The organism is Candidatus Gracilibacteria bacterium (genome assembly GCA_041661045.1).
Classification (GTDB): domain Bacteria; phylum Patescibacteriota; class Gracilibacteria; order UBA1369; family 2-02-FULL-48-14; genus 2-02-FULL-48-14.
Map to the genome: position 1 here is coordinate 735,601 of JBAZVE010000001.1, position 13,770 is coordinate 749,370.

General features: G+C 50.2%; 12 protein-coding genes and 1 other RNA gene. 2 read left to right on the plus strand and 11 right to left on the minus strand.

From position 1 onward, the window contains the following. Window positions 1-14 precede the first annotated feature (14 nt). The 9 genes from WC777_03585 to WC777_03625 all read right to left on the minus strand — a co-directional run bounded on the left by WC777_03585 (window position 15) and on the right by WC777_03625 (window position 7,056). Window positions 15-1,457, minus strand: a complete 1,443-nt coding sequence (locus tag WC777_03585; GenBank protein ID MFA6024269.1) for a sugar transferase — start codon at window positions 1,455-1,457, stop codon at window positions 15-17. Window positions 1,458-1,496: 39 nt separating this feature from the next. Next, window positions 1,497-1,888, minus strand: an RNA gene (rnpB, locus tag WC777_03590) — RNase P RNA component class A. After that, window positions 1,889-2,221 (minus strand): hypothetical protein, encoded by a 333-nt coding sequence (locus WC777_03595; GenBank protein MFA6024270.1) that lies wholly within the window; start codon window positions 2,219-2,221, stop codon window positions 1,889-1,891. Between the two features lie 19 nt (window positions 2,222-2,240). After that, a complete protein-coding gene (locus tag WC777_03600) occupies window positions 2,241-2,441 on the minus strand; it encodes a hypothetical protein (GenBank protein MFA6024271.1) in 201 nt (66 codons plus the stop codon). Between the two features lie 222 nt (window positions 2,442-2,663). Then, on the minus strand, window positions 2,664-3,251 hold the full coding sequence (locus WC777_03605) for a tetratricopeptide repeat protein (GenBank protein ID MFA6024272.1): 588 nt from the start codon (window positions 3,249-3,251) through the stop codon (window positions 2,664-2,666). Window positions 3,252-3,320: 69 nt separating this feature from the next. Then, window positions 3,321-4,187, minus strand: a complete 867-nt coding sequence (locus WC777_03610; protein MFA6024273.1) for a UTP--glucose-1-phosphate uridylyltransferase — start codon at window positions 4,185-4,187, stop codon at window positions 3,321-3,323. Next, window positions 4,180-4,665, minus strand: a complete 486-nt coding sequence (locus WC777_03615) for an Hsp20/alpha crystallin family protein (GenBank protein MFA6024274.1) — start codon at window positions 4,663-4,665, stop codon at window positions 4,180-4,182. Before WC777_03615 ends, WC777_03610 begins: the two co-directional genes overlap by 8 nt. A 49-nt stretch (window positions 4,666-4,714) precedes the next feature. Further along, window positions 4,715-6,574, minus strand: coding sequence for an ATP-dependent zinc metalloprotease FtsH (gene ftsH, locus WC777_03620; GenBank protein ID MFA6024275.1), 1,860 nt, complete (start codon window positions 6,572-6,574; stop codon window positions 4,715-4,717). Then, window positions 6,535-7,056, minus strand: a complete 522-nt coding sequence (locus tag WC777_03625; GenBank protein ID MFA6024276.1) for a hypothetical protein — start codon at window positions 7,054-7,056, stop codon at window positions 6,535-6,537. The genes ftsH and WC777_03625 overlap by 40 nt, the downstream gene beginning before the upstream one ends. A 130-nt stretch (window positions 7,057-7,186) precedes the next feature. On the opposite strand from WC777_03625, the gene WC777_03630 reads away from it, so the two are divergent. Continuing rightward, window positions 7,187-9,949: a transglutaminase-like domain-containing protein gene (locus WC777_03630; protein MFA6024277.1), complete on the plus strand. Its 2,763-nt coding sequence runs from the start codon at window positions 7,187-7,189 to the stop codon at window positions 9,947-9,949. Further along, window positions 9,885-12,341 (plus strand): AAA family ATPase, encoded by a 2,457-nt coding sequence (locus WC777_03635; protein MFA6024278.1) that lies wholly within the window; start codon window positions 9,885-9,887, stop codon window positions 12,339-12,341. Before WC777_03630 ends, WC777_03635 begins: the two co-directional genes overlap by 65 nt. 23 nt (window positions 12,342-12,364) lie before the next feature. On the opposite strand, the gene tilS is transcribed toward WC777_03635, so the two are convergent. Together tilS and WC777_03645 are read right to left on the minus strand one after the other, a co-directional pair. Then, complete coding sequence (tilS, locus tag WC777_03640) at window positions 12,365-13,297, minus strand: tRNA lysidine(34) synthetase TilS (protein MFA6024279.1); 933 nt, start codon at window positions 13,295-13,297, stop codon at window positions 12,365-12,367. After that, entirely contained in the window at window positions 13,297-13,620 is a 324-nt protein-coding gene (locus tag WC777_03645; protein MFA6024280.1) for an RNHCP domain-containing protein, read from the minus strand. The genes tilS and WC777_03645 overlap by 1 nt, the downstream gene beginning before the upstream one ends. Window positions 13,621-13,770 lie beyond the last annotated feature (150 nt).

Sequence of the window (13,770 nt, forward strand, 5' to 3'; positions counted from 1 at the left end):
GCTTCACACTAGGCCTAGTCGGCGGCTTTCCCCCTCAACACCACCCAGAAGGTTTTGAGGATGATTTTGAAGTCCATCCAAGGAGACCAGTGTTTGATGTAGGTGCTGTCCAGGCGCACTTCTTCTTCAAAGTCTAGATCGCTTCGTCCACTGGTCTGACTGAGTCCTGTAATCCCAGGTTTGATGGTGAGCAAAAAATGGTGCCGTTGTTCGTATTTTTCCACTTCCTCCGGGAGGTGAGGGCGGGGGCCCACCAGGCTCATGTCTCCTTTGAGCACACTCCACAAGTTGGGAAGTTCGTCCAAGCTGGTTTTACGCAAAAACTTTCCGAAGGGGGTGATGCGAGGGTCGTTTTTAATCTTCATCAAAGGTCCTTTTCTGTGGTTTTTTTCGGCTAAATCGCTGTAACGGAGGTGATGCGTGTTGTGTTGCATGGTTCTGAATTTGTAAAACTTGAATCGGTCACCCACCTGTCCGATTCGGTACGCTGGGGAGCCGTCTTCCAGTTTGCTGAAAATGATGGGACCTTTGGAATCCAGCTTCACTCCAATAGCTATGCCCAAAAAGACGGGACTGAGCAGCAAGAGAGCTACGGAGCTCAAGGCCAGATCGACACTGCGTTTGTAAATGCGCCCCCAACCGTCCAGCGGCGTGGGTTTGAGGTGAATGATGGGGTAGCCTCCGATGGTTTGAATTTCAATATTGCTTCGTTCCACGGCCAAAATGTCCGGGACAAAACGGTATTCCAAGTGATGTTCCTGGCAGAACTGTAGAATTTCGTGATCCTGCACCTCGCTCAGTTCTTGGCTGGTTTGCAAAATCACTTCTACCTTATTCCGCTTGGTGATGCGCTTCAGTTCTTTGAGCGAGCCCAGCATTTTTGCGTTTTCGATGCGCGCGCTTCCTTCAGTGAGGTAGCCCACCACTGTGTAGTGGGGGTCTTTCCGGAGTTTTTTAGCCAGTTTATCCGTGATTTTATTGGCCCCAATCAAAAGGATTCGCCGTCTGCCGATGTCGGCGTTTAGGAACAAGAGTTCGATTTGTCTCAGCACCAGACGGGCCACAATCATGAAAATTACGCTGAGCACTGCCCCAAAAATCAGCACCAGGCGGGAGAAAAAAAGCTCACGAGTCAGAAAAAAGTACGCCATGATGAGGAGCATCCAGACCAAAGAGTGGGTGAACACATGTCGTGTTTCGGTGAGGGCCTTTGCGGTGTTGCGCATGCGATATAGGCCAAAAAAAGCAAAAACGCCCACCAACATGAGACCAAAGAGCAGGCCAAATTCCAAATATTCTTCCGGGGGAAGAAAGTTTGCGGGCATCACTTCAAAATCTCGTCCGGGGATAAAATCCCCCATCAAACGGAGCTTGTACCCCAACAAAAATCCAAGCACCACCATGGTGAAGTCCACGGGGATGCGCAGCAGTCCAAAAGCTATTTCGGAGCGTTTCATGTGCGCAGTGTAGCAAAAAGAAAACACTCTTTCGAGTGTTCCTTCTTACTCCCTATAAGCCGAGTTCTGTCTTGCAACGAGTTTAGTGTTGCAAGTGTGACCATTTCTCTGGGCCTTCTATTGCTAGAGGGCTCAAGCGGTGGGCGCACGGGGGTCTTAGGCTGACCGGGTCCCGCACTCCATTCCCACCTTGCAAGGAAAAGGGTTTACCTAGCCGACTCTCTCTCGAGAGGGCTCCCCATATTCCACCACCACTTGCGTGGGGCTAAACAGAGGGGGCGTTTCATGTTGGTGCGTCTCTGTGGCACTTTCCCTACTGCGCGTTTTTGAGATCGCGCGGCGGCCGCCGTTAGCGGCTTTCCTGCCTACCTTGCTCGGACTTTCCTCACCCTTTCTCCGAAGAGTAAAGAGCGCGGTCACAAGGAGCTGAACTAGTATGCGAGCTTTTCAGCTCTGCGTCAAGCGCGTGGGCGTGATCTTTGTGCAGCTCTGATCAAGTTCGCATAAATTACCTGTTGCTCCTCTACTGAGAGAGAGCTGAGGTCTATACGCCTTCCTTCTGTCGGACGGGCGTTGAGAACTGGAACTCCGCGCAGTTCCGGGGCCTGCATTGGAAATTGTGCAAGACCTTTACCTTCAATCGGTGTGAATCCCCATGCCTGCGAATCTTCTCCAGGTGTTGTCTCTCTAGAACCATCTTTTGTTGGGATGCGGTCCATAATGATAATGGTCGGTTCTTCTCCTGATGGTGTTTCTGGTGACATAAGCTTTGGGGTTAAAGGTTTAAGAGTTTAAAGTGTTGCGTGCGGCGGCTGCGGCACGGTTTTGTTCTGTGATGAGGTCACGGCCACTTAGCTTGCTTTCCATACGAACCCGACGAATTGCTGTGCGGACTTCTGGAGGAAGAGATACGCGACCTTGTCTTAGAATAATGGGAGAGGGGGTTTGATCTGGGTCTTCCAGAGCTTCTTCTGAATGGGTCATATTACTTGAGGTAAAAAATAAAAAATCCCCGCTTTGTGGGCGAGGAGTGAGGTTTAATGTTGAGAATCAAACCCTATAGAACTCCTCGCTTTGCCCAAATTACAAAGCAATACTTTGTAAGGTGAGTGAGGCGAAGTGTTGTTGCGGATTGATTCATAAATTTGAAAACAAACCCCACAATACAGAACAAGATTTAGTTTGTCAAAGTGCTTTTTTTAGCACCTATTTCTGCTCTTTGAGCTTCTTGAATTCGTGTCGGAAGAATTTCGCGGTTTCGAGGCAGTCTTTTGCCTTTTCGTTGTTGGGTTCCAGTTGTAGGGCGGTTTCTAACAGGGCGATGGTGGTTTCGAATTGGCGGTCATTGAGATAGCAGACGGCGAGATCACACATGATGAGGGTATCGCTGGGAGCCATGGCTTTTGCCCGTTCCAAGATCACGAGACCCCGTTTGCGGTCTCCACCGTGGAAGATGGACCAGCCGAGGCAGCGCAAAATTTCCGGATGGTGGGGTTGAACTTGATTGGCGAGTTCCAAAGTTTCGATGGATTTTCCGAAATCTCCCAAAGAAGAATAAAGGAATCCGAGCAAATAGAGAGCGTTTGGACTCTTGGGTTTGAGTTTGAGGGCATGTTTAAGCGCCTTCATGGATTTATCGTATTCTCGTAAGCTGAGGTAGTTGTCTCCGATTTCCTCGTAAGCCTCTACAAACTCAAGATCCATGAGGATCATCTTGTTTGCCAGCTGGATGGCTTCTTCGTGTTTTCCAGAGAGCTTGAGGCTATCCGCCTGTTTGAGGAGATCGTCGTACATTTGTTTTTGTTTTTATGTATCTTGTCATTATAGCAAAAAATCCGAGTTTCTTCAAGCCGGGTAGACTTGTTAAACGGAATAATTGTGGTGAATTCACGGCTCGAGGTCGGGGGTCTTTTTTGCGAAGGCAATATTGGCTTCCAGAAGCCCTTGTGGGGTGCCGGTGTCGTAGCGAGTTCCCTCCACTTCCAGGGCAAAAATGGCTTCTCCTTGCGCCAAAAGTGTCATCAGACCGTCGATGAGGCGAATTTCCCCGTCCGGATGGCTGGATTGGCTCTTGCTCAGGGCCTTAAGGACTTCCGGTGTACAGATGTATTTCCCAATGATGCCCAGGTTGGAGGGGGCCTCTTCGGGGCTTGGTTTTTCCACCAAACCTTTCACTTCTATAATGCGGCCTTCTGTTTTACCCGGGGCAATGACTCCATACGCACTGATTCGTTCTTTGGGCACGCGCTCGGTGCAGAGCACAGAAGTTCCCTTTTCCTTATATACGGTGAGAAGTTGGGCAAGCGCCGGTACCGGGGCATCGATGATGTCGTCGCCAAAAAGCACGGCAAAAGGCTCGTCTCCAATCAGATCTTTGGCACAGAGCAGGGCGTGACCGTCTCCGTTCGGTTCATTTTGTCTCACAAACACAAATTGGGCGGATTTCTCTATTTTCTGCACTTCCGCCAAGAGATCTTGCTTCCCCCGTTTAAGGAGTTCATGTTCCAGTTCATAGGAAGGGTCGAAATGCTCTTCGATGGCGCGTTTTCCGATTCCCGTTACAATAATGATTTCTTCGATCCCGCTGGCCACCGCTTCTTCGGCCAAATACTGGATGACCGGTTTATTGAGAATGGGGAGCATGGCTTTGGGGATCACTTTGGTCATGGGCAAAAAACGGGTCCCAAGGCCCGCTGCTAAAATGACGGCTTTTCGAACAGGTTTATTCATGGGCACGGGCGTCGTCTTCTATATGAATGATTCGCGACTTAAAATCTTCCGTTTTTGGAATAGTGATGATGAGCATGTGTTCGTGGACCCTGGCATTGATGTTTTTTCGATCGATGTGATCGGGGAGCACGATGGATCTGGAGAAAACTCCCCAGAAGAGCTCTTGGACCAAGGCATCTTTTTTAGGCATGTCCTCCACTTCTTTTCGTTCGCCTCGAATGGTGAGCACATCATCTTGAATGGATACCTTGATGTCGGGCTTCTCTACTCCTGCGATGGGACAAATGATGATCATTCGATCTTCTCGTTGCAAAATATCCACCGAAAGCTTCCCCTCTTGATTGGCTTCGCCCGCTCCTTTTGGACTTTGCTGAGGGCGTGCATTCAATTTGACCGGCACTTTATTTTTACCGAGGGCCCCGGCTGGAGCCTCCGTCTTGTTTGCGTACTTGAGTTGTCCAATCCCGACTTGGTTCATGAGAGCAGTTTAAAACCTTATTTAATAAAACGCCAGGGTTAAGGAGCCGTTAAGCCTTCTTTTTGGAATCCGCTCCACTGTGTTTCGCAGTGTCTTCAAAAATTTCAATGAATTCCTCACGGGTGAGGGTTTCTTTATCGATGAGGGTTTTGGCCACGCGCTCAAGGCCTTTTTTGTGTGTGGTGAGCGTTTCTTTGGCGGTTTTGTAGGCCTTTTGAACCAAGGCCTCCACTTCTTTATCGATTTGAGCGGCCACTTCTTCGGAATAGTTTTTGGTGTGTCCGTAGTCACGACCCAGGAAGACTTCATGGCTCTTTTCACCAAACACGGTGGGGCCGATTTTTGCGCTCATTCCATACTCGGTGACCATGCGGCGGGCGATGCTGCTGGCGCGTTCCAAATCGTTGGAGGGGCCTGTGGAGACCTGTCCATAGATCATTTCTTCGGCCACGAATCCTCCAAGCAGGGAGGCCATTTCGTGTTCAAACTTTTGTTGAGTGACCATGTGTTTGTCTTCGTCCGGCATGAACCAAGTGGACCCCAGGGACATCCCACGAGAGATGATGGTGATTTTACGGAGTGGGTCGCAATCTTCCATCAAATGGCCCACGATGGCGTGACCGGTTTCGTGGTAAGCGGTGACTTCCTTTTCCTTTTTGGACAGCACATGGGATTTTCGCTCAGGCCCCATTTGTACTTTTTCAACGGACATTTCGATGTCGCGCTGAGTGACTTCTTTTTGATTTTTCTTGGCGGCCAAAATGGCGGCTTCGTTCATGAGGTTTTCCAGATCTGCTCCGGAGAAACCGGGCGTTTGTTTGGCGATGTGGCCCAGGTCCACGCTCTTGGCCAGGGGCTTGTTTTTGGAGTGCACTTTGAGGATTTCTTCGCGATCTTCCATGTTGGGGCTGTCCACCACCACGCGGCGGTCGAAACGACCGGGACGGAGCAGGGCGGGATCCAAAACATCCGGACGGTTGGTCGCGGCCATCACAATGACATTGGTGTTGGTTTCAAAGCCATCCATCTCTGTGAGGATTTGATTGAGGGTCTGTTCTCGTTCATCGTGACCTCCGCCGAGTCCGGTTCCCCTTTGGCGGCCCACCGCGTCAATTTCATCAATAAAAATGATGCAGGGCGCATTCCGTTTTGCCTTTTTAAAGAGGTCCCGCACGCGGCTGGCTCCCACTCCCACAAACATTTCCACAAACTCGCTTCCACTGATATTAAAGAAAGGGACATCGGCTTCGCCGGCCACCGCTCGAGCGAGCAGGGTTTTACCGGTTCCCGGACCTCCCACCAGCATCACTCCTTTTGGAATTTTTGCGCCCATGGAGGTGTACTTGCTGGGGTTTTTTAAGAAATCCACAATTTCAACCAACTCTTCTTTGGCCTCTCGCACTCCGGCCACGGCATCAAAGGTTGTTTTCTCTTTTTCTTTATCGTGCAGTCGGGCGTTGGATTTACCAAACGACATGGCTTGGTTGTTGCTGCTGGCCGCTCCGCGCATCATAAAAAACAGAAAACCGATGATGAGCATGAATGGGATCACGGCGAGTCCAATATTCAGCCATACCCCCTTGCTTGAGGTGTCCACCACTTCGATTTCGAGCTTGCCCACAATGGTTTTATCCACCTCTTGAAGCAGTTCGTTCACCGTTTCTCCCGCCTCTTTGTAGGCATATTTTTGAGTGCCATCGATCAAGGTGTAGTCCATTCGAGTGTCTCGAACTTCCACCGTTTCCACCGTTCCATTTTTAATGTCCTCCGTGAATTGGCTGATGGACACTTGTTCGCTGCTCTTTTGCTCGCCCGAATTCCACATGGAATAGACTGCGGAAATGAGCAGAGTGGCTACGAGCAAGGTCACTAAAGGATTGGGTCGTTTTCTTTGAAGAATATTTGCCATGCGTGAGTTTTAAAAAGCTCGGCCATTTTACGCTGTGCGGGGGCGCGAGTAAAGCTAGCTTGGAGTGCTCAGGGGGCGGTGACCGCGAGAACCTGCTCATGTACTACACTTAGGCTGTCCTCATCAAGTGGGCCATCCACATCCCCTCCCAATTCATCTTTTGTGGGTGAAATGAGCCGTAGGGCGAACAAGGCGGCTATCTCCTCTGAGAGGTCTGTCTTCTTGAATTTCCTTTTTTCTCCCTCTGTTAATGGACATTGGTAACCGAATTGTACGCATGCTCTCAAAGCTCGATCGGTGAGGTCTTGCAGGGTTGGATTTTGTGGTGTTCTACTGAGTAGATCGGCGAGAGTGCGTAGTATTTCCCCAGCGATTTCCCTACTGTAGGATTCTCTACTTTCAAATGTATTAAGTTTTTCAGTAAGCCCCTCTAAATCTAGGTCTATCTCTTCCGCTGCAGCGTTTTCTTCGGGACCCTCCATGCTTGGGTGTGTTAAAGGATGGCATTAATAAAGACCTGAAGAGAGTGTATGTCAAGAGGCGAGGGGTTCAAATGTGCACAGTGCAGGTCAAACATTGGCATGATCAAGTAGTTTGTGCTAAAATGGAAGGATGTCAAATTCGGATTCCAGCACAGGAGTAGAAAGCACTTTAGCCGGTACCGAGGTCAAAGGTGCTAAAGAGCGTGCCCATGCACACATGGAAATAGCCCTAAGAAAGGCACTTCAAAAAGAAATGCTAGGGCTGATCACAGACGAGGAACGGGCAAAAGCATTCCGCCCGCATCGTTCAGACCCACTCTTGCCCAAAATCTTTAAATGGCGCGCTTACCATCGATTGAGAGGTGAGGGCCTCCCTTATGAAGCACCACAAAAAGCAGAATTTTCTCTACTGGAGCAGTTTGATGAAGCCTGTAAACAAGTGCTGATGACCGGCACGGCGCCGGAACTGCCAGCTGAACTCAAGGCATTGTGGGAAGGCGAAGGTGGGAACTCTGTGGCTGATCGACTGCAATGGGTCACTGGCAACTATCAACCCAGTCTTTTGCTCGAATTTTGCAGGGAAGTGGAGTCCGTACGAGAGCAAGTTAAACAACTGCAAAAAGCAAAAGCACCCAAGTTTAGCTACCGGCCACAAACCGGCTTATCGGATGAAGAGCCCATCAAACCTGAAGACATCGAAGCCAAAGTTACGCCTTTTTACGGAGGCTACTATAGGCAATATGTTTGCAAGTGGGATCCGATTCAAAAACAGATCGTTCAAGAAGAAACGGACATTCACGAATTCCAAGTTGAGACCGACGAAGCACTCAAAAAATACCACTATGAACTGTTGATTAAAAGGTCGGAGCCCATCGCACTGGAACTCCCTTATGATGCGATCCCATTGGTGGAATCTTTAGAACCTGCAACCCACCGTTTGTGTCGTTCCGAGTCGGGAACTTTTTACCTGGTGCCGAAGAGCCCAGCAGAGTTCGCCAAAGACCTTCCAAAAACCCTGAATTTTGATTTTGTACTCACCAATCTGCCGGAGAACAGACTCACAGATGGGCCAACGGATGAACCCGAAGTGCCAAGCACCACTTGGGATGAAGAAACCGCTTCATTCCTAAATACACTCCAAAGGCTACCGGGAGCCTCAGACACGCAAAAAATAAAACGGATCGAAGCTTTTGTACGAAAAAAATTCAAATATCCGGCGGATGTGAACGAACGAGACCAGATGAATTCAAATTGCGCCAGTACGACAGATCATTTTAGAGCCCTTTGTGAAGGAGGCGTTGCCGATTGTTACTGGAGCAACCTCTTTGCCGGCGCTCTCGCACAAACCCTGGGTATCCATCACCGCTTGGTTGCCGGTCGTTTTGTCACCAAAGATCCGCGCTTTGATTTCGCGGCCCTGTCAGGCACGGGACACGCCTGGGGAGAATGGTGGAATGGGCAAGAATGGGTACGAATGGAGGCCACTCCCGCCAAAGAAAAAGACGATAGGCAAGAAGAGGAAGAAGGCGAGTCTCAGGAAGGGGATTTTGGGGAGGCACAGGCTCCAGAGGAAGAAGCTCAGGAAGAACTGGAACTTGAAGAAATCCAAGGAATGTATAAAGATTTGCTCCAGCAAGCGGGCCGGATTGATCAAGCGCCAACGCCCGAAGTCCTATTCAAAGAAAAAGAAGGGATCTCGTTCCAAGAGTGGCAAAAAGTAGAACGATTCATCGAGGCGGTGAACGCCACGCCGGTTTTGGCTGAGCACAGCATCGACGGCCGGGCCTCCACACTGGGAGAGCAGTGGAGAAAACTCTTTGACCTCCTCTTCAAACGAAGAAAAGTACCAAGACCCGCCTACCGAGGGCCGGTGAGGGCCAGCGAAGGAGATGAGCTCTACGATCCAACGATGGCGGTGATCGATGTTTTAAGTGGTGAAGAGGACCCCATGGGCTTCAAACTCCCAAGTCTGAAAACAAGAGAACACATCGATATTTTGGCTTTCGAGGATGACGCGATCATGGATCTCACTACCTCCATGACGAGCGCGGGAGTGAGTGGAGCCTTGCCCGTGGAAGAGCAGAAAAAGATGATTCTGGCCGGCCTCTACAACCTTATGAAACTCAATGATCGACTCCATCTGGATGCCAATCGTAGAGCCATGTGCCATCCGCTCACTTTGCGGAGTCACTTGCAAGCCTTCAAAGGTAAAGAAACGGTGGAACTCTTACACAATCCAAGCAAAGCTTTGGATAAAAAAGCGCTGGCTCGACTCTTCCAAGCATTGGATCAAACCCAAACTGGAGCTGGAGATCTATTGGGAGCCCTTCAAAATTATGAAGCCTCGCTCAAACCCGAAACTCTTCAAAAAATCAAAGACAAAAAACTCCTCAAAGTCCTCACCATTGTTTCCGATGGAGAAGTGGCGAATCAAGCGGAATGTGTACAAATAGTCGCTCAACTACGAGAAAAAGGCATCGTGGTGCAGGGAATTGGATTTGGAGCGCAAGCTCAGTCCATCCGTGTGCTCTGCCACGACGAGGCGCACAAAGATTCCGCAGTGGTCATTGAAGATGTGCGGCAGGCCTCGTTCACCCGTCATCGTCTTCTCGTTCAGCACTTGAGAAAACTCTGATTTTCAGGTAGAATAAAAGGAATACAAAACCATGGCAAAAAGAAAACCCACTCTTCCCGGAGCACCCTACGAGCAAAGACAAGTTCCTGGAACAAACGCCGAATCCTGGCGAGCCCACTTGGCAAATGGAGAAAGTGCCGAATCTATACCTGAAGGCGAAGTCACTGCCTTCACGCATGCTCACGGTTTGCAGGTGCTAAGACTCCTTTCGGAATATTACGCCGTGGGTGATGAAACGCTTGCCGGTACAGATTATAGAGTGCCCGCAAAACAAGGCTCGGATGCGCTTCTTGAGACACTTCGAGAGGATGCGGAGCCCACAAGCTCCACGGAAAACCCGCTCACTCGCAAAGACGCTGTACGGCGTGAACTCATGGGACTCTTGGGTTTGCCCGGAGCGGATCAGGTATTTTTTGAGGTCTTGGAAGCGGAAGGAAATCGTTTCAGAGCGGCACTCCCCATACTCAAACAAAAAGCCAAACTGGATGAACTCATACACTTGGCTCGAAATAAACAAACAGCGCTCTATCAAAAAGATCGAGCAGATTACGGCACCCTTCAGGCCACTACCGAAGCCAATATCGGCGCACTGGAAGGTGGGGTAACACAAGCCAAAGAGGATTTCGCAACGAAGACAAGAAGCTTGCCCGAACAAAGCCGGGGTTGGCTCCTCACTCAGGAGCTTTTGGGCTACAAAAATCAAATGGATACAAACGGAGGCTTTGCCCTCACACCGAGTCGGCAGAAAATGATCGATCGTATGCTTCAGGCCATGCTACATGGAGAAAAGGTTCTTGCACTCGGTTCTACGGGAACGGGTAAAACGGAACTCGCCATCGCGGTGGCCAAAATCGCTTCGGGTGGCAAAGAACCGATAGTCGTGGAAGTGCACGAAAATATGACGGTGGCAGACCTGATGGGCCGTTTGGGGATTAAAGCAGTGGGCACGGCTCAGATGGAAACGGAACTCGTCGAAGGCCCAATCCTGCAGGCAAAACGGGAACACCGAGTGCTTATTTTAGACGAAAAAACCACCGGCCCCAATCGTCTTTTTATGGGGATCAAGGCGACTTTAAACAAACTGGAAAGAGACAGAAGCTTTCCTGGACTTATTGCCACGGGGAACATCAAAGATGAGCGCACCAGAGATCGTGAAGAAACGGATCCCGCGGTGCTCCGTATGTACAGAGCAGCGATTCAAGTGCCTTACATGAGCGAGGAAGAACACTATAAAGTGGTGCTGGCTCAGCTCATGGATCCGACTGGCCTTTTGCCCTTCCCAAAAACCGAACTGCTTTTTTTAAGAAAGTTGACGAAAGCCGGTAGACTCATGCAGATGTGTCACGATCGGTCGGTTGGAGCACTCACAACAGACTTGCCCGAAGCAAATCGAAAAATGCTCGCGGACTGTTTTGGAGGCGAACTGGATCAGATCCACTTGGATAAAAACTTCTTGGACACGGGAACGCTCCTTTCTCTTTTTAAAGGCTGGTCCAATGAGCGAGCAAAAGGAAAGCCCTTCAAGGCCTACTTGAAAGACGAACTGGTCAACTTTTTAGACAGCGCCAAATTCAGCATGGATGAAGATGAACGCAAACTGGCACGGACGATTATGGAACTCACGGGCGTGCTCAGTGGGGGTGAGCCGGATGGGCCGAAGGTGGTTTCAAACGAAAATCCCTACCTACTCCCATCCGAAGTGGGGGAATTGTTTTCACTTGCTCCTTCAGATGATGATCCCCGTGGAAAGGGAAAATCTGGAGGTGAGGATGACACTCCCAAGCCTCCAGAAGACGACCCCATTCCCCCCGAACTCACCCGTGAAAACTTCGAATGGGTAGAGAACAAGCTACGGGTGGACTATTATTTTTCCAAAGAAGCCATTGAAAAACACTTCTTAAGAGAAGGAGACCGCCCCGTGCCCGCCAAGGCTGATATTATAGACGCCGTACGCGAAAAGCTTACCAATGCTCAGGTCAATCACCTGCGAGCCTTGGAAGTGGCCGGCCGTGAGATCCGTTTTTTTCTCACCCCTATGGTCTCCGGAGCTCGTTTCAAAGAAGTGCTGAGCAAACCAGAGTTAATGCCTTTCTTTCAGCACCAAGGTGGCCAAGTGGATCCTTTTATGCATAGCAACTATGAAGTAGCAATCAACGCCTGTCGTACACCAAACTCACGGCAAACGGAATCCATCACGGAATATGCCTGGACATTGGGAGATTCTTCAGATGACTCCACGGCCAAAGCAGGTGATCCTGACGATTCTTACAATCAGGCCGATCACATGACACTGGGGTTTCGAAGCGATGCTTTCAACACTCACCATCAGGTTTGGAAAACTGGCCTTTCCAGTATGGACAGCGCGGAATACGCCATGCTCCAGGTTTTGAAGGCAATGGAAGGTAAGTACTGTGACGATATCAATAGAGAGCTCACTAGTAGCGATGGAACCCTTGGCACCTACACGGTTTTACCGGCAAAGAATGATGGAATCACCGGCAAAGCTACTATGCATAGGAACGGAAATACTGTGTGCCTGGGCTTTCTAGATTCAGGCAGTGGTCGTCAGAGGCTGGACTTGAGCGAAGAGCCTCTGAGCACTCGGGGTCGTAAGGCGCGTCTTCGTTCCCGGGTAATGCATAAAATTTAGCCCACAAATCTTGGGAGGGGGGCTTACTGCAGTTTTGCCCGTTCTTTGGTGAGGAGGAGGAATTTTTGGCCTTTTTTGCCGAGAGGGTCCCATTCGGTTTTTTTGCGGGGATCCAGGGTGCGGATGGCTTCGTCCCAACGGTCTAAGGTGGCGTTGTCGGGGATGCGTTTGCCCGTGCTTTCCAAGTACCAGAGTTCCAAGACTGTGGTGCGGGTTGGATAGGGGAGTTTGGTGAAGGCGCTTCGGTGAAGGCCTTCTTTGGGGTCCAGATTTTCTTCCATAAATGTGAGGGCTTCTTTTTCGAGCATCACTTGAAGTTCATTCCAATAATGCTTCTGTTTTTGCCAACGGTCGGCCAGGCCAGGGTACACATGATTGAGCACGGGGATGATTTTGTGACGGAGGAAGTTGCGCATGTAGCGCTCGTCTTCGTTGGTGGGGTCGTTGCGGTAGGGGATTTGGTGAGCTTCGGCGTACGCGTTGATCTCGCTGCGGGAAGTGTAGAGGAGTGGACGGACCAATTTCCCGCGCACGGGAGCCATACCGGCCAAGCCTTTAACACGGGTTCCACGGAGCACATGGAGGAGCATGGTTTCAAAATCGTCGTCTTGGTGGTGGGCGGTGAAAATGAAATCGGCGTGGTGTTTTTTAAACAGTTTTTCAAAAAATTCGTAGCGTTTTTCTCGGCCCCATTCTTCGATATTGCCGGTTTCGGGCGGGCGGGGTTTAAAAAATTCACAGGAAAGTTCCCATCGTTGCATCATTCCTTTGGTGAAAGCAGCATCGTCTTCGGCGGAGGGTCTGAGACCGTGATTGACATGGGCGGGGATGACTTTAAGATCCGGGCGCTGGTGGATGAGTGCGTGCACCAAAGCCATCGAGTCTCGGCCCCCCGAAACGCCCACAATAACCGTGGATTCTTTGGGGACCGACTTTAAGTCGAGTTTGAGTTTCATTAGATGGGGTCGGCTCAGGTTGGATTTGTACTGAGACGAGCGGCGAGCACCATATTATCATCATTCGCCATTTTATTGCGAATAGTTACAGAACATTTTGTGCATTCGTGCAAGAGAATCCACCCTTTTTTGCCCGACTGCGTCACGCCAATTGGCTTCATTAAGCCCTTGCAGTTTGAGGCGCGGTCGCCCGGGAATGCGGCATCCACATGCAAGGAATAGAGGCACTCGGTGCAGTGGTTGCGGCAGCTGCCCCTTTGAGGAGCGACCGCGCTGCCACAGTTTCCGCATTGAAAACCTTCGTTGATAACAGTAAAATTCATCCGATCTATATTACACGCCTCCGTTCAAAATGGATACTCCTTACGAAGCCCCTCGGGGCCGACTTCTGTCAACGCTGGCTTTCTTCCTTTTTGTGCTCACCGCGCTCTTTGTTTTATTTTTGTTTTTTCAGCAATTGAGCCTTAAGGGAG